Raw genomic sequence first — 18,700 nt, 5'->3', positions numbered from 1 at the left:
AGGCCTTTTCGCAGCATCGCGAAAGCCGCCGCCGCTCACATGGCTGCGACCACGCGACGCTATTGTGCGCCAGTTCACATCTATCGTGGCACGGAATGACTAAACATCGATCCAAAGTAGCAATCGAATCCGCTACTACTACCTTGCGCGATCCGCTTCATTCTTTTCAGCGAGCGTCTTTCAATGCCGAGCCCCAAGATCATCATTCTGTCCGATGGCACCGGCAACGCCGCCTCCAGCGTCTGGCGAACCAATGTCTGGCGGATCTTCCAGTCGCTCGATCTGCAGGGCAACAGCCAGGCCGCCAAGTATGATGACGGCGTCGGCACGTCGTCGTTCGTCCCGCTTGCGCTGCTCGGCGGCGCCTTCGGTTACGGCCTCAAGCGCAATATCCTCGATGCCTACAAGTTCATCTGCCGAAACTACGACCACGAGAACGGTTCGATGATCTACCTGTTCGGCTTCAGCCGCGGCGCATTCACCGTGCGTACGCTTGCCGCACTCATCCTCGATCAGGGCCTGATCGTCGCGGACACCGAATCCGAACTGCATGACGGCGCGGTGAAGGCCTACCGGGCGTACCGGGCTGAGGGCTACCACTCGATCTGGCGCATCGAGGTGCCGTTCCGCGCGCTGCGCGACTACATCCTTGTGCCGGTGTGGGACCGCCTCCGGCCCAACAAGTCTTATGCAGAGATCGCCCGGAAGCAGGTCGCCGCGATCGAGTTCATCGGCATCTGGGATACCGTCGCGGCCTATGGTCTGCCGATCGACGAGATGACCCGCGGCATCTCCAACTGGGTGTGGCCGCTCGAACTGCCGAACCGGATTCTCAGCCCGCGGGTCAAGTGGGCGCGACATGCGCTGGCCCTCGACGACGAGCGCACGACATTCCATCCGGTGCTCTGGACCGAGCAGGAGCTGGGACAGCCCGCACCCGCAGTGCCCGCAACCATCGATGGCGAACGTCTGGTCCAGGTCTGGTTCGTCGGCATGCATGCCAATGTCGGCGGCGGTTATCCTGACGATGCCGTCGCCTTCGTGCCGCTGGCCTGGCTGGTCGACGAAGCCGTCAAGCGCGGCCTGGTGTTCAAGAGCGCACCGACCGCCGATCCCGATGCGATCAAGTCGATCAGATCGTCCGAGGACAAGGACGGCCGCCTCTATGATTCGCGCGCGGGCCTCGGCTCCTACTACCGGTATGGCCCTCGCAAGGTCGCCGAGCTCTGCAACGATCGTTATGCCCTTGTCAGCGTGCCGACGCCGAAAATCCACGAAAGCGTGTTCGAGCGGATCGACAGCGGCGCCAATGCCTATGCCCCGATCGGACTTCCGCCGAACTACGTGATTGTCTCCCGCAGCGGCCAGATCACGCCGCTGGGCGAGACGACGTTCGAGACGCCGGCGAGCGCACCGGCGCGTTATGCGGCGCAGGAGAAGCTGTGGAATTATGTCTGGATGCGCCGGATCGCCTACTTCGCCACGCTGGCGGCGTCGCTGCATCTGGCCGCGTTCTGGCTGTTCCACAACCAGCACAAGGAGCACGAATTCAGCTCCTGGTTCAGGATGATTTCGGAGCTGGTGCGCTTCGTCCAATCGTTCCTGCCCGATTCGTTTCACTGGTGGACGGACTGGTATGCCGGCAACCCGGAATGGTTCGCCGGCGGCGTCATTGCGGTTTTCCTGCTGATGGGCGTCGGCACCTCGCTCAGCGCCGCGATCAGGGACAGGATGCGGATCATCTGGCGCGACCGCGCGAACCCGACGCCGCTCTCCGGAATCGTGCACAATGCGATCTATCGATTCCGCACCAGCGCGGTCTATCAGTGGATCCTCAACTTCGGGAAGCGACACGCCGTTCCGTTCCTGCTGACGGCCTTGCTGGTCTGGTTCAGCGCGACACTGCTCAGCCATTTCCTGTTCAATGCCGCTGACTCGATGGGCGCTTTCTGCACGGGCACCGCGGCCGACAAGCTTGTCGCCGTCGACAAGGGCGTCCCGCAGGACGCAGCCGACTTCGATACAAGCGCGATTTGTGCGCCGACCGGCCTCAAGGTCCGCACCGGGTTCAAGTACGAGATCGCGATCACCATGGCGGAGCCGTGGGAGGACGCCGGACGGGCGGTGACGCCGGTCGGATACCGCACGTCGACGATCGAGGCCGCAAAACGTTGGCGTGGTTACGCCACGATTTTCCTGCGGCGCGTCCTGTTCCGGCCGTGGTTCAGGCTGATCGCACGGGTCGGACAGACCGGGGTCGACGAGTATTTTCTTGATCCGGCGCCGGCGCCCAACACCGATCCGCAGGTCTACAAGGCGCGGTTCACGGCCGATCGCAGCGGCGAGATCTTCCTCTACGTCAACCAGGCCGTCATCGGCCTGCCCTGGGTCTACAAATGGTTCTACGGCGATCACAAGGGCAAGGCGAAGGTCACGGTGCGGTTGCTGTAGGGGGGCCGAGCCGCGCCCACAGGATCGCGACCCGACACGGAGCCGCCCGGCGTGATCCATCTGTGATCCAGCCGACAGTTCGGGTTGTAGATCAGCTGCTATGCTCCCTTTGCTAGATGGGCTGCCAGACGCCTGGAACGATCCGACGCGACACCACGGATCCCCGGGGAGTGCTGACGCGCCAGTTTCATATCGACCGGCTATTTTCACCAGCGATTTGGAGGCATCACCATGATTTCCCGAATTCAGGCGTTTCCAACCACAGACGGCATCTTCGTGGTCTGGGAAGTATCGGCAATGATCCCGAACTGTCTGGGCTTCGCGCTGTATCGCCAGCAGCAGGGCAAGACCGCGACCGTGGTCGACACCTGGGTCGGGTTCGAGGATCAGGCGCAGGGCCACAAGTCCGGCGAGCATCGGCCGAGCACCGAATGGCCGGTGCAGAAGACCAACTGGACCGATTTCCTGGCGCCGGCCGATGCTCCGGTCCGCTACGGCGTGGTGCCCGTCCTCAAGGACGGCGATACCAAGGTAAAGCCTGCGGCCAACGCGCCGTCGACATGGACCGACTACGTCTCCGCGACGCCGTCGGGCCCGCTGAAGCCGTGGTTCAACCGCGGCACGATCTCGGCGCAATGGCTGTCGCGCGCGATCGGCAAGGACAAGAAGCCGGCGCAGACGCTGGAGAAGGCGATCTCGACCAAGGGCAACAAGATTCGCGACTTCCTCAAGGGACAGCTTGGCGCCCGCCTGCTCGCGTTACTGGCCGATGCCAAAAAGAACAAGCGCGACGTCTATCTCGCGCTTTACGAGCTCAACGATCCCGAACTGATCGCGGCGCTGACCGCGCTGAAAGGCAAGGCCCATGTCGTGCTCGGCAACAGCACCGGCAAGTCCGACGCCACGGCAAAGGACACCGAGAAGAACGCCGGCGTGCTGAAGAAGGCCGGCGTCGACATCGTTCGCCGCAAGATCGCGCCGAGCCGCTACGCGCACAACAAGTTCGCGGTGTTCTGCGACGGCGCGCAGACACCGAAGGCGGTCTGGACCGGCAGCACCAACTGGACGCGCACCGGACTGTGCACCCAGAACAACAACGGCCTCGAGATCACCGACGACAAGATCGCCGCGGCCTACTACGACCATTGGAAGCTGATCTACGACGACGGCAGCAAGTCGCCGAAGGCGCTGGCGGTGGCCGGCGATAAGGAATGGCCGTTCACCATCGGCCCGTCGAAGGTCAGCGTCTGGTTCACGCCGACCACCAAGAGCGGCGATCTCAAGGAAGCCACCAAGATGATCGAGGACACCGAGCATGGCGCGGTGTGCCTGATGCTCAATCCCGGCAACAAGGGCCTGCTCGGCCCGATCCTGGAGAAGGCGCAGGACAAGAAGCTCTATGTCCGCGGCGTGCTCAACAATTTCCCGGCGCAGGGCAAGGACAGCCCGAAGGATCAGCTGCAACTGCTGGCCGGCGACGGCCAGCAGCAGGTGTTCAAGGGCAAGCAGATCGCCGACGTGATCCGGCCCGCCGGCATCGACAAGACCGCCGACTGGTGGGAGCACGAGATCAAGAACACCGGAAAATTCATGATCGCCGTGCACAGCAAGGTGATCGTGCTGGATCCGGCCGGCAAGAACCCGGTGGTCATGACCGGCTCGCACAATTTCTCTGACCGCGCCAGCACCAAGAACGACGACAATCTCGTCATCATCAGAGGCGATTCGCAGCTCGCGCTAACTTACGCCGCGCGCATCGTCAGCATCTACGGTCAGTATCGCTGGCAGGCCTGGCGCAACACGCCGGAGGGCCAGACGGACAAGGGGCTGAAGCGCAGCGATGCCTGGCTGAGCAACCGCATCGGCAAGGGTTGGGCGGAAACCGAGACGCGGTTCTGGCTCGGCACGACCTGACTGCCTGATCTCCTATCGGGGGTCATGACATGAAACACAGGGCAGCGTCGCCGCTGCCCCGCGTTCTACCTCACTCGCTACGCCGCGCGGCCGACCGAGGCGTCGAGATGCTTCAGCCGCGGCAGCACCTCCTGCTTCAGCAGCCGCAGCGAATTGTGCCAGGCCTCGGGCTTGTGCTTGTAGTCGAAGCCGAACACCAGCAGCACGCCGAAGCCGCCGACCTCCTGGTAGATCTTCTCGATCTTCTCGGTGACGGTCGCGGGCGAACCGACGATCCAGTTGTTGCGGGCGCAATATTCGACGGTGACTTCGCTGTCAGGCACGTCGGGCGAGGCTTTCAAATAATCCTTGAAACCGAAGTGACCGAGCAAGGGGAGAAAATACTCACCCATCATCCGGCCCATCATGTCGCCGGTCGAGAGCTTCCACGCCTCCGCATCAGTGTCGGCGACGAACACCTCGCGCACCATGCGCCAGTCCTTGCGGCTCGGCTTGCGGCCAGTCTTGGCGGCGCCGGCTTCCACTGAGTCCCAATGGCTGCCGACATAGGCAGGATTGAGATTGAGGCTCATCGGAATGAAGCCGCGTTCACCGGCGAGCTTCAGCGTGTCCGAGTTCTTCGACAGGCCGGCGACGCCGATCGGCGGATGCGGCGCTTGCTGCGGCTTGATATGCGGTTTGAGGAAATCGAACATCGTGTCCGGCTTGGTCACCGTCCAGAACTTGCCCTTGTGGGTCCACGGCGCCGGCTCGGTCCACATTTTCAGGATGATTTCGAGCGCCTCGCGGGTCATGTCGCGGTTCTGGCCCGACATGCCGTCGACGTTGAACATCGCCCAGTCGCTCGGCAGGCCGCTAGCCGCGACGCCGAAGTTCAATCGCCCGTTCGAGATGTGATCGAGCATCGCAACGCGGTTCGCGAGTTCGGCGGGGTGATGATAGGGCAGGAGGAAACCGCCGGGGCCGATGCGCAGAGTCTTGGTCTGCAGCAAAGCCTGCGCGACCAACAGATCAGGCGACGGGTGCGGCTCCCACGGTGCGGTGTGATGCTCGCCGATCCAGGCTTCCTGGTAGCCGAGCTCGTCCAGCCAGCGCAGCACCCGCAGGTCCCAGTCGTGGCCCTCCTTCAATCCGCACTCCGGCGGATGCGACGGCATCGCGAAGTATCCGAGTTCCATGGGTTTCCTCTCTTTGTCTGATGCGTGTCTTCCGCACGCGATGGAAGAGTACCCGCCATGGCCGCGGCAGAACAATGGCCTTGTCGCATGCAGCCGGGCCGGGATTATGCGAAGGGCGTATCCTTCAGCATGGCCGCGATCCCCGAAAAGCTTCGCTCCATGATCTGGAGGAAGGCCTCGCGTGACGATGCGGCCGATCTGCGGGCCTTGTGCGCGCGAAGCCCTTCCGCATAGGCGACGGTGATTGCCGTCACCACCATCGAAGCGGCGAGCCGGGCATCGGCGTCGGCGAGCGGCCGCTTGATCGCGCCCGCCAGCACGGTCGCGAGATCATCGATGAACTCGTCACGCATCTCGCGCGCCCGCGCCGCGAGCGCCGGGCTCTCTGCGACGGTGCGCCAGAATTTCGCCGTTGCATCGGTGAATTTCGCGAACGGATGCGCTCGATCCGCCAGGCTCTGCACCAGCTTGCGCAGGGTCACGAGCGGCGCCTCGCCGGGTGCTCGCTCGGCAAACGCGGTCTTCAGAATCTGGCGGCTTTCCTCTTCGCGGTCGAAGAACAGATCTTCCTTGCGCGGAAAGTAATTGAACACCGTCATCCGGGAGACCTCGGCGGCCTCGGCAATTTCAGCCACCGAAACATTGTCGAAGCCGCGTTCCAAAAACAGCTCGGTGGCGACGTCCGAGATCGCCTGACGCGTCGCATACTAAATATTATACCCAGTATAAAAATATGGTGACGGCGTGACGCGTGAACGAACGGATGTGGTGGTGGTCGGCGCCGGGCCGACCGGACTGCTGCTGGCGATCGAATTGACCCTGGGCGGCGCCGACGTGGTCGTCATCGAGCGGCTGAGCGAGCCCGACCAGACCATCAAGGCCGGCGCGATCGGCGCCCTCGCAGGCGAGGCACTGGAGCGCCGCGGCCTTGCCGACGCGATGGATGCGGTCGAACGCGCCATGGCGGAGAGCATGTCCCGCCTCATGAAGGGCGCGGACGGCCAGAGCGAACTGCCGTTCAAGAAATTCGGCGGTCACTTCTCCGGCATTTTCCTGATCGACCAGACACGGCAGCACGAGCCGGACCGACGGCTGCGCGGCGTGAACCAGCAAGCCCTGGAGAAGATGCTGGGCGAGCGCGCCCGGGCGCTCGGGATCGAGATCAGGCGCGGCTGCGAGCTGATCGATTTTGGGGATCACGGAGACGGCGTCGTGGCGCGGACGACGGGTGCGTCCGGCGATGTCGAGCTGCACGCCGCCTATCTCGTCGGCTGCGACGGCGGACGCAGCGCGGTGCGCAAGCGCGCCGGCTTCGACTTTCCCGGCACCGACCCGACCCTCACCGGACACCAGGCCATCGTCGAGCTGGATTATCCGGATCGACTGCTGCCAGTCGGCTGGCGGCGAACGCCGGTCGGCATGATGGCGTATGGACCGATTCCCGGCCGGGTGTTCCTCGCCGAGTTCGACGGGCCGCCGGCCGATCGCAGCGCACCCGTGACGCGCGAGGAGATCGAGACCACCCTGCGCCGGATCAGCGGCGCCGACGTCCGCGTCACCGCCGTCAAGACCGCCACGCGCTTCACCGACCATGCGCGGCAGGCCACCGACTATCGCAGGGGACGTATCCTGTTGGTGGGCGACGCGGCGCATGTGCACTCGCCGTTCGGCGGGCAGGGCTTGAATCTCGGCCTGCTCGATGCAGTCAACCTCGGCTGGAAGCTTGCGGCGGTTGTCTGCGATCGCATGCCGGAGAGCCTGCTGGACAGCTATACGGAGGAGCGGCATCCGATCGCGGCGAAGGTGCTCGCCAACACCCGCGCCCAGGTCGCATTGATGCGGCCGGATGCCATGACCGACGCGCTGCGCGACATCGTCGCGGAGCTGATGAGCCTCGACGAGGGCACCCGCTACTTCGGCGAAATGATCAGCGGCATCAAGATCCGCTACGACCTCGGCAGCGATCATCCGCTGGTCGGCCGGCTCGCCGGCAATTTTGCGCTCGGCGACGACGGCGCGGCAACGACGCTGTTCGATCAGATGGAGGACGGCAGGGCCGTGCTGCTCGATGCCACGGGCAGCGCTGCGTCAGCGATCGCAGCCCACTGGGACATCTTTGTCCGATGCATGCCAAGACGCAGCGGCCCTTCGCTGCTGATCCGTCCGGATGCCTGCATCGCCTGGGCGGCCGACGACGCCGATACGATGGGCCTCGACGCCGCGCTGGTGCGATGGTTCGGGCCCGCCACGCATTGACCTCGCAGGCGAGGCGCGCGGTCAGCGCGCCCCGAACGTGGTCTTGCCGAACAGCGCCTTCTGCGTCGAGGGCTGCGAGCGCCAGTATTGCGGCGGCGCGTTCACCTCGCCGCCGAGCTCGGCGGCGGCGTGCCAGCCCCAGCGCGGGTCGTAGAGCATGCCGCGGGCGAGCGCGACCATGTCGGCCTTCCCTGAGGCGACGATCTCCTCCGCCTGCTTCGCTTCCGTGATCAGGCCAACCGCCATCGTGGTGACGCCAGTCGCCTCCCGCACCGCCTGCGCCGCCGGCACCTGATAGCCGGGTGCGAGCGGGATCTTCTGCAGCGCCGAGACGCCGCCGGAGGAGACGTCCATCCAGTCGACGCCGCGCTTCTTCAACTCCTTCGTATATTCGATGGTCTGCGCGACGTCCCAGCCACCCTCGACCCAATCGGTCGCCGAGACCCGGACGCCGACCGGCTTGCGATCGGGAAACACGGCGCGCACCGCATCGAACACTTCCAGCGGGAAACGCATCCGGTTCTCGAGCGAGCCGCCGTAGCGATCGGTGCGCTTGTTGGCGAGCGGCGACAGGAACTGGTGCAAGAGATAGCCGTGCGCGCTGTGCAGCTCGATCGCGTCGATGCCGAGCCGGTCGGCCCGCTTTGCTGAGGCGACGAAGGCCTCGCGGATCCGCTTCAGGCCGGCATCGTCGAGCGCGACCGGTGCGGCCTCGCCTTCCTTGTGCGGGACATCAGACGGCGCCACCGTCTGCCAGCCACCCTCGGCAATCGGGATCAACTGCCCGCCTTCCCAGGGCCGCTGGCTCGAGGCCTTGCGGCCGGCATGGGCGAGCTGCATCGCGACCGCCGCCTTCGAATGCTTGCGCACCGAGGCCAGGATCGGCTTCAGCGCCGCCTCATTGGCATCGCTGTAAAGCCCGAGGCAGCCCGGCGTGATCCGCCCGATATCCTCGACATGAGTGGCCTCGATACAGAACATCGCGGCGCCCGACAGCGCCAGCATGTTGATATGGGTGAAGTGCCAGTCGTTGGCGGAGCCGTCGATCGCCGAATATTGGCACATCGGCGCGACCATGATGCGATTGGAGAGTTTCAGGCCGCGCAGTTCGATCGGAGAAAACAGGGTGCTCATGTGGACGGTATCCGGGATCGGGGAAAGGGCACGGTTAAGATAGAGGCGGCGGCCGCGATCACCAACCGTCCGGACGGCCACGCGGGCCGGGACGCAGATCAGCAATGCGATCGCGCCGCCCCTTCGGCGCGGCGGATCAGTCCACCAGCGTGAACTGCAGCAGCAGATTGCGCTGGATTAGTGAGAAATTGTCGTCCGAGATCATGGTCAGCACGGTCTCGCCCTCCGCGGTGACATGGGCGTCGATGCCTTCCATGTTGTCGATCTCGTTGCCGAGATCGGCGTTGAAGATCGCAGGGCCATCGACGATGGCGCCGGGCGCGATGTCGGACAGCGCGAGGCGGCGGATGCGGATGCCGACGCCACCGAGCCAGGAGAACTTCCGCTCGAGGATCAACAGTTCGCCCGACGGCAGCAGCACCGCGTCGCTGATGTCGAAATTCTCGGTGCGGCGCACGCTGAACTGCCCCGGCGTCTTGCCGCCGACCAGGAAGGCGATCAGATTGCCGCTCGCATCGAGCCCGCGCTCCGAGAACGCGATCAGCGTGCCGGCAAGCGGCTGGCCTTTCGGCACGAACACCAGCGCCTCTAGCCCCTTGTTGTTGGGCAGCTTGCGCGCCGCCGCCGGCAGCGGCACCACCTCGCCGCGCGACCGGGTAAAGCCCTTGGAAAAATCGTAGCGCAGCACCTGGTTGACCCGCTCGAGCCCGACATAGGCGAACGAGCCGTCGAGCGCGAGCGATTCCGAATCGTACCAGCCGCGCGTCGCGGTGATCGGCCTGCCGTCGGAGGCGAGCAGCGGCGCCGCCTCGACATCGTCGAGCCCGGCCATCTCGCGGCCGCGATAGACGATGCGGCCGGTGAACCAACTGCCCTGATCGCTGACCGCGATGAAGCGCTCGCCCTTGGGATCGAGCCGCAATGCGGAGAGGCCGCCGAAGCCGGAGAACGACGAGGTCAGGATCAGGCCGCTGCGATATTCCAGCGCGCCGAACCGCGTGCGCGCACGATCGCGGATGTCGAACGACGGCAGCGGCCGCGCATTGACCTCGACCGCGACAGGTTCGTCCACGCGATGACGGCCCGGCCTGCCGGATGGTCCCGGCGTCAGCGGCGGCTCGGTGGCGCTCTGTGCCTGCGCGAGACGCGGCAGCGCGGCCGCCGACAGTCCCGCCGCCATATCTCGAAGGAAACGGCGGCGGCTAAGGTGTGAGCGCATATCTCACGAGTGGAGGCGGCGCCGGGTGCCTTGAGCGGGCGCCGAGCCGTGGGTCTCGCTGAACAGCTCGGCGAGCTTTTCGGTGATGGCGCCACCGAGTTCTTCGGCGTCCACGATGGTGACGGCGCGGCGATAGTAGCGCGTGACGTCGTGACCGATGCCGATCGCGATCAGCTCGACCGGCGAGCGGGTCTCGATCTCTTCGATGATGTGACGCAGGTGCCGCTCCAGATAGTTGCCCGGATTGACCGACAGCGTGGAATCGTCGACCGGCGCACCGTCGGAGATCATCATCAGGATGCGGCGCTGCTCGGGACGCGCCAGCAGGCGCTTGTGCGCCCAGTCGAGCGCCTCGCCGTCGATGTTCTCCTTGAGCAGGCCCTCGCGCATCATCAGGCCGAGATTTTTCCGCGCGCGACGCCACGGCGCGTCGGCGGACTTGTAGATGATGTGGCGCAGATCGTTGAGGCGGCCGGGATTGGCCGGCTTGCCGGCGGCAAGCCACGCCTCGCGCGACTGCCCGCCCTTCCAGGCGCGGGTGGTGAAGCCGAGAATCTCGACCTTGACGCCGCAACGCTCCAGCGTGCGCGCCAGGATGTCGGCGCAGGTAGCGGCGACCGTGATCGGACGGCCGCGCATCGAGCCGGAATTGTCCAGCAGCAGCGTCACCACGGTGTCGCGGAAGGTCGCCTCCTTCTCATGCATGAAGGACAGCGGGTGATAGGGATCGGTCACGACGCGCGACAGCCGCGCCGGGTCGAGGATGCCCTCTTCGAGATCGAACTCCCAGGCGCGGTTCTGCTGCGCCATCAGGCGGCGCTGCAGGCGGTTGGCAAGCCGCGCCACGATACCCTGCAGATGCGCGAGCTGCTTGTCGAGATAGGAGCGCAGCCGCTCCAGCTCGTCATGATCGCAGAGATCCTCGGCCGCGATCACCTCGTCGAACTTCGGCGCGAAGGCATGATATTCCGGACCGCGCGGCTCGTTCTGGCCGCGTGAATTCGGCCGCGTCGCCTCGCCCGGCGTCTCATCGTCGCCGAGCTCGCCGTCGTCAAACGTATCGCTGGTGGAGGCCTGCGCGCTCTCCATCGCGCTTTCGCTCATCTCTTCCGCCGTCGTCTGCGCCTGGTCGGCGCTCATCTCCTGCGCGGCATCGGAATCGGGCGAACCCTCGGCACCGGACTGATCGCTCTCGCCGTCCTGGTTCTCGTCCTGATCGTCGTCATCGTCGGAATCCATGTTGCGGTCGTCGCCGAGGTCGAGCGCCGACAGTAGATCATGGACGAGGTCGCCGAACTTGGCCTGGTCCTCGGTGAAGCGGCTGAGCTTGTCGAGCCGCGAGCCGATCTTGTCCTCCAGCGTCGGGCGCCAGAGATCGACCATCTTCTTGGCGGCCGCGGGCGGCGCCATGCCGGTCAGGCGTTCACGCACCAGCATCGCCAGCGCGTCCGACAACGGCGCATCGGCGCGGTCGGTGATCTCGTCATACTTGCCGCGATGGAAATGATCGTCGAGCATCGCGGTCAGGTTCTTCGCAACGCCGGACATCCGTCGCGAGCCGATCGCCTCGACGCGCGCCTGCTCGACTGCCTCGAACACGCCGCGCGCCTGCGGATTGCCCGGCATCAGCTTGCGATGCACCTTGGGATCGTGACAGGCGATTTTCAGCGCGATCGAATCGGCATGGCCGCGCACGATCGCCGCATCGCGCTTGGTCATCTTGCGCGCCGGCTCCGGCAGCCGCGCCTTGCCGGGCGCAAGCCCCGGCCGCTCGGCGGCGAAGCTGACTTCGAGCTCCGGCTTCTTGGCGATCGCCTTCAGGCACGCCGACACCGAGCGCTTGAACGGCTCGGTCGGCGCTTCCTTCGACCCGGGACGGAATTTGATATTGGAGGTTGTCATAGTGATTTCGTAAGCCAGTGGCGCGTGACGCCGCCGGGATACCCCTCAATCGAACCGAACTCTTTATATCCGTTGGCGCGGTAGAAGCCCGGCGCCTGGAAGCTCATCGTATCCAGATAGGATCGCGTCGCCCCGAAGCGCCGCGCCTCGTCCTCGATCGCCTTGATCAGCTTCGCGCCAAAACCCCTGTTGCGAAACTTTTGCTCCATCCAGAACAACTGGATGAACAACACCGCGGTCCAGACCTCGCCGACGATGCCGCCGACGATCTCGTCGCCTTGCCGCAGCGAGATGGCGAAGCGCTTGTACTTCTGCTTCCCCATCTTCTCGTGGTTGTAGCGGAGCAATCCGCCGAGCACCGCCTTCTTCGTCTGTGTGACTGTGCGCTCGACGGAGATTTTCGGCATGGACTAGCTGAGCGCCACGTTGACCGAGGATTCCGGCAGCTCGACGTTGAAGCAGCGCTGGTAGAACTCGGCGACCAGCGGCCGCTCCAGCTCGTCACACTTGTTGAGGAAGGTGACGCGGAACGCGAAGCCGATGTCGTTGAAGATGTCGGCGTTCTCGGCCCAGGTGATCACCGTGCGCGGGCTCATCACCGTCGACAGGTCGCCATTGGCGAACGCGTTACGGGTGAGGTCCGCAAGTCGCACCATCTTGTTGACGATGTCGCGGCCTTCCTGCGTGCGATAGTGTTTCGCCTTGGCCAGCACGATCTCCACTTCCTCGTCATGGGCGAGGTAGTTCAGCGTGGTGACGATCGACCAGCGGTCCATCTGGCCCTGGTTGATCTGCTGGGTGCCGTGATAGAGGCCCGAGGTGTCGCCGAGGCCGACCGTGTTGGCGGTCGAGAACAGGCGGAACGCCGGATGCGGCTTGATCACCTTGTTCTGGTCGAGCAGCGTCAGGCGGCCGGAGACTTCCAGCACGCGCTGAATCACGAACATCACGTCCGGGCGGCCGGCGTCGTATTCGTCGAACACCAGCGCGATATTGTGCTGCAGGGCCCAGGGCAGGATGCCGTCGCGGAATTCGGTGACCTGCTTGCCCTCCTTGACCACGATGGCGTCCTTGCCGACGAGATCGATACGGCTGATGTGGCTGTCGAGATTGACGCGCACGCAGGGCCAGTTGAGGCGGGCCGCAACCTGCTCGATGTGGGTCGATTTGCCGGTGCCGTGATAGCCGGTGACCATCACGCGGCGGTTCTTGGCGAAGCCGGCGAGGATCGCAAGCGTGGTGGCGCGGTCGAAGCGATAATCGCTGTCGACTTCCGGCACGTGCGGATCGACTGCGGAATAGGCGGGAACTTCCAGATCGCTATCGATCCCGAAGACCTGCCGAACCGACACCTTCATGTCGGGCATTCCGACGGGTTCTTGCTCTTTGGTCTGGACGGCGGTCGTCATTCATCCTCCGAGGTCCCGGGCATTCCCGAAACCAGATTAGGTCATTTGGCTGCGGATGGGGTGCTTCGCACAAGCCTAGCAGAGAGCAACGGCCGGCAGAAGCCCGCGGGCAAATCAAAGTTTCGTTGTTCTATCATAAAGATAGGAGTGAAACTCGGTTTTTGGAAGGCTGCCCTGCAAATCCCGCCGTACTTTCGCCGCAGCGCCAATGCGGCCTGCCCGGCCGGGCACTTTTCAGCCCGGCGGGGAGTTGATAGCTCTCAGATCGATATCACCGCCACATGGGAATTTTGTGACTTCATTCCTGGACCCCTTGATTGCGTTCGTTTCAGCCCATGCCTGGCTTGCCTATCTGACCCTGTTTCTGGCCGCCTTGCTGGAGGCGGTGCCGGTGGTCGGCTCCCTGGTGCCGGGCTCGACCATCATCCTGGCGCTAAGCGCACTGGTGCCGGGCGGCGAATTGAAGCTCTGGCCGGTGCTCGCCGCGGCGGCTGCCGGTGCGATGCTCGGCGACGGCACGGCCTATATGATCGGCCACCGCAGCCAGCGCGAGATCCTCTCGGCCTGGCCGCTCTCCAATTATCCGCGCGTGGTCGCGCAGAGCGAGGCCTTCTTCAACCGCTGGGGCGTGCTCGCGGTGTTCTTCGCCCGCTTCGTGCCGCCGATCCGCGCCTTCGTGCCGATCACGGCCGGTGCGCTCGACATGCCGCCGGCGCGCTTCTACGCGGTCAACATCCCCGCGATCCTGCTCTGGGCGCCGGCGCATGTACTGCCCGGCGTGCTCGCCGTCACCGCGCTGCACGACTATGCCGGGCTGCCGCATCACGAGCATGTCGGCAAGCATCTCTGGATGTTTGCGGTGGCGGGCGGCGCCGTGATCCTGGCGCTCGCGATCTGGACCATCCGCCGCCGCCATGGCGGCAGCCTGATCGAACCGGCCAAGCCGGCCAAATAGCTAGATACTGTTGGTCGCGCCGGCCCGCCCGGGCGCCGGGCCGACATAGCGCGCGCGAGGCCTGATCAGCTTGCCGAGCTGAAGCTGCTCGCTGGCATGCGCGATCCAGCCGACGCTGCGGGCCATCGCAAACAGCGCCAGTTCGCTGCCCGCCGGCATCCGCAGCGCATGCACCAGCACCGCCAGCGCGTAATCGATGTTGACGAATTCGCCGGTCGCCTCCGCGATCCGCTCGGGCACCTCCCGGGTGAATTTGCGCGGTGCGCCGGCCCGCGTCAGCGCCTCGAGCAGCGAGATCGCGCGCGGGTCGCCCTTCTTGTAGACGCCGTGCCCGAAGCCGGCGAACCGCTCGCCCAGCGCGACGCGCTCGCGAACGACCGGCGCAACGTCGTTGTCGATCATTGTCCTGACCAGGCGCGAAGCGAGCACGCCGGCGCCGCCATGCATCGGCCCCTTCAGCGCGACGAGCCCCGCAATCACCGCGTCGTACAGATTGAGCCCGGTCGATGCCGCGCAGCGCGCGGTGAAGGTGGAGGCGTTCAGTTCATGTTCGGCGAGCAGCACCAGCGCGCGGCGGATCAGATCGGGCGCGTGCTTGTTGTCCGATGTCCAGACCCGCGCCACCTGCTCGTGCAGCAGGTCCGCCGATGGCGCCGAGTTCAGCATCGTCGCGACCAGCAGCCGCAGAATGCGCCCGCCGACCATCGCGCGGCCGTCGGGCGCACGCGTGAAGGCGCCGGGATCGGCGCTTGCCGCCAGCGCCAGCACGGCGACCGTGCGGTCGATCGGCTGGGCGCGGCGCGCGGCCTCCGCGATCGCGCGCATTTCATCCGAGACATGCGGACAATTGTCTGAGGCGAACGGATCAACGCCGGTGACGTCCCAGAGCAGCGTCGCGGTGTGCTCCAGCGTGTCGCGCTCGGCCAGATCGACGCAATTCACGCCGCGATAGATCGGGCCCTGCTCGGTGATGGTGGCGATCGCCGAATCCATCACCGGCAGGTCGGCGTCGAAATTGCGCAACCCGCGCGGCTCCGGCGACGGCACGCGGCGCTCCTTCAAGCCCCGGATGTCCTCGGCGCGGTAGCGGTGGCTGCGCGAATCCGGCGATGGCTCGGAGCGGATCAGCCCGCGGCTGACATAGGCGTAGAGGGTCGCCGGCGAGATCGCGAGCTCGGCGGCGGCTTCCCGGGCGGAGAGGTAAAGCTCGACGGATTTTTTCATATTGATTGATATAATCAAGATTGATCAACTCGTCGAGAGGCCCGATCTTGAAGGCGTGAAGCAAGGAGATCGGGCCATGAATGTGCATCTCACCAAGAGTCAGATCGGTCTGGACGGCGTTCCCGCCGCTGAGACCGTGTTGAGCCATGTTGACGGCGAGCGCGGCGAACTGATCATCGCCGGCGAGCACGTCGCCAACCTCGCGGGCAAGTCGAGCTTCGAGGGCGTCACGGCGCGGCTGTGGAACGGCGCCACCGGCAAGTCGCTGAGCGAGGCCAATGTCCGCGCCAGCCTCGGCGCCGCCCGCGAGCGCGCCTTTGCGCGGCTAGAGGACCTGCTGCCGGCGACCTGCGGCATGTCGATCGGCGACGGCTTCCGCGCCGCGATCGCAGGGCTGCGCGGCGAGAACGGACTGGAGCACGAGGCGACCATTGTCGGCGCCTTCCCGGTGATCGCCGGCGCCCTGGTCCAGCGTGCCCGGGGCAGCGATCCGATCGCGCCCGAGGCGAATGCCAGCCACGCCGCCGACACGCTGCGGATGCTGCTGGGCCGCAAGGCCGCGCCGCGCGAGGTCGCCGCGCTCGACGCCTATTTCGTCACCGTCTGCGATCACGGCATGAACGCGTCGACCTTCACCACAAGGGTGATCGCCTCCACCCAGGCCGACCTGTTCGCGGCCATCACCGGCGGCTATTGCGCGCTGACCGGGCCGCTGCATGGCGGCGCGCCGGAACCGGTGCTCGAGATGCTGGATGCGATCGGCACGCGCGAGCGCATCAAGCCCTGGGTCGACGACGCGCTGGCGCGCGGCGAGCGGCTGATGGGGTTCGGCCATCGCGTCTATCGGGTGCGCGACCCGCGTGCCGACGTGCTGAAGGTTGCGATCGAGCGCCTGGAGGCCGACGGCGCCGACCTGCCGTTTGCCGGCGAGGTCGAGGCCTATATCCGCGGGGCATTGCGCAAGAAGAACCCGGAGCGGCCGCTCGAGACCAATGTCGAGTTCTTCACCGCGATCCTGCTCGACGGGCTGAAAATCCCGCGGCAGGCGTTCACGCCGATCTTCGCCGTGGCCCGCGCCGCGGGCTGGACCGCGCACGCCCTGGAGCATCGGCGCACCGGACGGCTGATCCGGCCGAGCTCATCCTATGTCGGGGCAGTGCCGAAGGGCTGAACGCTAAAGGGCTACGAGGCTCTTCTCCTTCCCCCTGAACGGGGGAAGGTTGGGATGGGGGTCAGCCGCAGATGACGGTGTTTGTGGAGAGAGCAGATCCCCACCCGCTTTGCTCTGGCGAGCAAAGCGACCTCCCCTTTTCAAGGGGAGGTGCGAAACGGCGCATTTTCACAAGTGCGACAGAGGCAAAAACTCAGGCCTCGCGCACCACAGTCTTCAGGTAATTATACGCCTTGATGATCTCGATCAGGCGATCCTCGGTGGAGCGGTCGCCGCCATTGGCGTCGGGATGGTGCTGCTTCACCAGCGCCTTGTACTTCGCCTTCACGTCTTCCAGCGTCGCGCCGGCGCCGAGCCCCATCACCAGAAGCGCCTTGCGCTCGGCATTCATGACCTTGCGGGTCTCGGGCTTCGGCTCCGCGCCGCCCGGTCCGGGGCGCCAGCGGCCGCGGCCGTTGAGCTCGGAGAACACGTGGAACGGATCGGAGGCGGCGTCGAGACCGTCGTCGCCCTTCTTGCCGCTGTTGGCGCCCATCTTCCAGGTCGGGCGATGGCCGGTCAGCGCGTCCTTCTGGTAGCGCGCGACATCGTCGGGATTCATGCCCTGGAAGAAATTGTAGGACTGGTTGTACTCGCGGACGTGATCGAGACAGAAGTGCCAGTATTCGCGCGAATTCTCACGCCCCTTCGGGGCGCGGTGCGCACCCTTGTTCTGGCAACCCGCCCACTCGCAGGTCACAGCCTGCTCGCCGGCCTGCGCCGTGCGCTTCGCACTCACCTTGGTCGGCTTGATGCGAATGGAGTCGAAGAATTTTGATGAATCGATCGGCATGTTCTCTTTGACTACGCAATGCACAATTCTTCAAGTCTTGACATTGCGCAGACCTCGTTTCCCGCTTGCACCATTGACGAAAAGCCGTCGCGGACCTAACTCCGCCGCCATGAGCACCAAAGACACTATCATAAACAAGTTGCGTGAAGCTTTCTTGCCCGAAAGCCTCGACGTGGTCGATGAGTCACATCTGCATGAAGGCCACGCCGGCCACAGGCCAGGCGGCGAGACGCATTTCAGGGTATATATTGTGTCTCCGGCCTTCGAAGGGAAGAGCCGGATCGAACGTCATCGCATGATAAATGCGACGTTGGCGCAGGAACTCGCCGGCTCGGTGCACGCGCTGGCGATCCATGCACACGCCCTCGGGGAAAAGCCGCGCTAGTTCGCGCTGGCCTCAAGACGCCGCCACAGTTTTCCTTTATTGAGGACGGATACTCGGCGACGGACCTGCTCCATATGCGGGCAGGTCAGCGTATCGCATCGCCACCGATCTACGTGGGGCCGTTGATGATCCCTTGCTGGCCACGCCTCCGGTCGATCGCAACCGCCGCCGGCCTGCTCCTGATCTGCGCAATGCGCCCGGCCGCGGCGCTGGATATGCCGAGCCCGTTCGTCCAGGAGGTGCTGATCAAGAGCATCCTGGTGTCGCTCAACGATGCGGTGGCGGCGAACAATTTCACCGTATTCCATGCCAAGATCTCAAAACCGTTCCGCGACCAGTTTCCGCCCGACAAGCTGAAGACGATCTTCAAGGACCTGGTCGACAAGCACGCCGTGTTCGACGCCGTGGTCGCCAGGCCGATCGTGCTCGATGAGGACGCCAAGATCGACGAAAAGGGCGTGCTGCGGCTGAAGGGCCATTTCGACACCACGCCGAAGCAGGTGAAGTATCAGCTCGGCTTCATCGCCTCCGACGGCGCCTGGAAGCTGTCGGGCATCTCGATCGATATCGAGTAGCTCTGGCGTGCCTATCAGACCCGTCATCTTGAGGAGCGCGTAGCGCGTCTCGAAGGATGCACGGCCAACAGCCGGGCCGTCGACCCTTCGAGACG

16 protein-coding genes are annotated in these 18,700 nt (G+C 65.2%); 7 read left to right on the top strand and 9 right to left on the bottom strand.

Translation table 11 applies throughout. The annotated features are described in order from the left end of the window. The first annotated feature begins 183 nt into the window (after positions 1-183). Both K359_RS0112210 and K359_RS0112205 read left to right on the top strand, forming a co-directional pair. Positions 184-2,451 carry a DUF2235 domain-containing protein gene (locus K359_RS0112210; RefSeq protein WP_029079605.1) on the top strand — a complete coding sequence of 756 codons (2,268 nt, stop codon included), beginning with the start codon at positions 184-186 and terminating at the stop codon, positions 2,449-2,451. 231 nt (positions 2,452-2,682) lie between these two features. Beyond that, a complete protein-coding gene (locus K359_RS0112205; RefSeq protein ID WP_084518364.1) occupies positions 2,683-4,365 on the top strand; it encodes a phospholipase D-like domain-containing protein in 1,683 nt (560 codons plus the stop codon). Between the two features lie 77 nt (positions 4,366-4,442). Here the strand turns inward: K359_RS0112205 and K359_RS0112200 are convergent, their stop codons facing one another. Both K359_RS0112200 and K359_RS51750 read right to left on the bottom strand, forming a co-directional pair. Further along, on the bottom strand, positions 4,443-5,543 hold the full coding sequence (locus tag K359_RS0112200) for an LLM class flavin-dependent oxidoreductase (protein ID WP_029079603.1): 1,101 nt from the start codon (positions 5,541-5,543) through the stop codon (positions 4,443-4,445). Between the two features lie 104 nt (positions 5,544-5,647). Then, positions 5,648-6,232, bottom strand: a complete 585-nt coding sequence (locus tag K359_RS51750) for a TetR/AcrR family transcriptional regulator (protein ID WP_051346095.1) — start codon at positions 6,230-6,232, stop codon at positions 5,648-5,650. Between the two features lie 55 nt (positions 6,233-6,287). Between K359_RS51750 and K359_RS0112190 the strand changes: the two genes are divergently transcribed. Continuing rightward, entirely contained in the window at positions 6,288-7,799 is a 1,512-nt protein-coding gene (locus K359_RS0112190; protein ID WP_198031138.1) for an FAD-dependent oxidoreductase, read from the top strand. A 21-nt stretch (positions 7,800-7,820) separates the two neighbouring features. Here K359_RS0112190 and K359_RS0112185 read toward each other — a convergent pair whose 3' ends face one another. The 5 genes from K359_RS0112185 to cobS form a co-directional block, all read right to left on the bottom strand. After that, the gene (locus K359_RS0112185) at positions 7,821-8,933 is read right to left on the bottom strand and encodes an NADH:flavin oxidoreductase/NADH oxidase (RefSeq protein ID WP_029079601.1); all 1,113 of its coding nucleotides are present in this window, start codon (positions 8,931-8,933) and stop codon (positions 7,821-7,823) included. A 136-nt stretch (positions 8,934-9,069) separates the two neighbouring features. Continuing rightward, positions 9,070-10,152 (bottom strand): esterase-like activity of phytase family protein, encoded by a 1,083-nt coding sequence (locus tag K359_RS0112180; RefSeq protein ID WP_029079600.1) that lies wholly within the window; start codon positions 10,150-10,152, stop codon positions 9,070-9,072. A gap of 3 nt (positions 10,153-10,155) precedes the next feature. Further along, entirely contained in the window at positions 10,156-12,054 is a 1,899-nt protein-coding gene (cobT, locus tag K359_RS0112175) for a cobaltochelatase subunit CobT (RefSeq protein ID WP_029079599.1), read from the bottom strand. Beyond that, positions 12,051-12,461 carry a GNAT family N-acetyltransferase gene (locus tag K359_RS0112170; protein ID WP_029079598.1) on the bottom strand — a complete coding sequence of 137 codons (411 nt, stop codon included), beginning with the start codon at positions 12,459-12,461 and terminating at the stop codon, positions 12,051-12,053. Before K359_RS0112170 ends, cobT begins: the two co-directional genes overlap by 4 nt. 3 nt (positions 12,462-12,464) lie before the next feature. Next, complete coding sequence (cobS, locus tag K359_RS0112165) at positions 12,465-13,463, bottom strand: cobaltochelatase subunit CobS (RefSeq protein ID WP_029079597.1); 999 nt, start codon at positions 13,461-13,463, stop codon at positions 12,465-12,467. Positions 13,464-13,755: 292 nt separating this feature from the next. Between cobS and K359_RS0112160 the strand changes: the two genes are divergently transcribed. Beyond that, positions 13,756-14,418 (top strand): DedA family protein, encoded by a 663-nt coding sequence (locus tag K359_RS0112160; protein ID WP_029079596.1) that lies wholly within the window; start codon positions 13,756-13,758, stop codon positions 14,416-14,418. Here the strand turns inward: K359_RS0112160 and K359_RS0112155 are convergent, their stop codons facing one another. Further along, on the bottom strand, positions 14,419-15,642 hold the full coding sequence (locus tag K359_RS0112155; RefSeq protein WP_029079595.1) for a citrate synthase family protein: 1,224 nt from the start codon (positions 15,640-15,642) through the stop codon (positions 14,419-14,421). Positions 15,643-15,718: 76 nt separating this feature from the next. Between K359_RS0112155 and K359_RS0112150 the strand changes: the two genes are divergently transcribed. After that, complete coding sequence (locus K359_RS0112150) at positions 15,719-16,813, top strand: citrate synthase/methylcitrate synthase (protein ID WP_029079594.1); 1,095 nt, start codon at positions 15,719-15,721, stop codon at positions 16,811-16,813. A 193-nt stretch (positions 16,814-17,006) separates the two neighbouring features. On the opposite strand, the gene K359_RS0112145 is transcribed toward K359_RS0112150, so the two are convergent. Then, entirely contained in the window at positions 17,007-17,645 is a 639-nt protein-coding gene (locus K359_RS0112145; protein ID WP_029079593.1) for a J domain-containing protein, read from the bottom strand. A gap of 109 nt (positions 17,646-17,754) precedes the next feature. On the opposite strand from K359_RS0112145, the gene K359_RS0112140 reads away from it, so the two are divergent. Both K359_RS0112140 and K359_RS0112135 read left to right on the top strand, forming a co-directional pair. Beyond that, positions 17,755-18,030: a BolA family transcriptional regulator gene (locus tag K359_RS0112140; RefSeq protein ID WP_029079592.1), complete on the top strand. Its 276-nt coding sequence runs from the start codon at positions 17,755-17,757 to the stop codon at positions 18,028-18,030. Between the two features lie 125 nt (positions 18,031-18,155). Continuing rightward, the gene (locus K359_RS0112135; protein WP_029079591.1) at positions 18,156-18,605 is read left to right on the top strand and encodes a hypothetical protein; all 450 of its coding nucleotides are present in this window, start codon (positions 18,156-18,158) and stop codon (positions 18,603-18,605) included. Positions 18,606-18,700 lie beyond the last annotated feature (95 nt).

Source organism: Bradyrhizobium sp. th-b2 (genome assembly GCF_000426785.1).
GTDB lineage: Bacteria > Pseudomonadota > Alphaproteobacteria > Rhizobiales > Xanthobacteraceae > Bradyrhizobium > Bradyrhizobium septentrionale.
The sequence above is the reverse complement of the archived record's forward strand: the minus strand, read 5'-3'. Positions and strand labels throughout refer to the sequence as shown.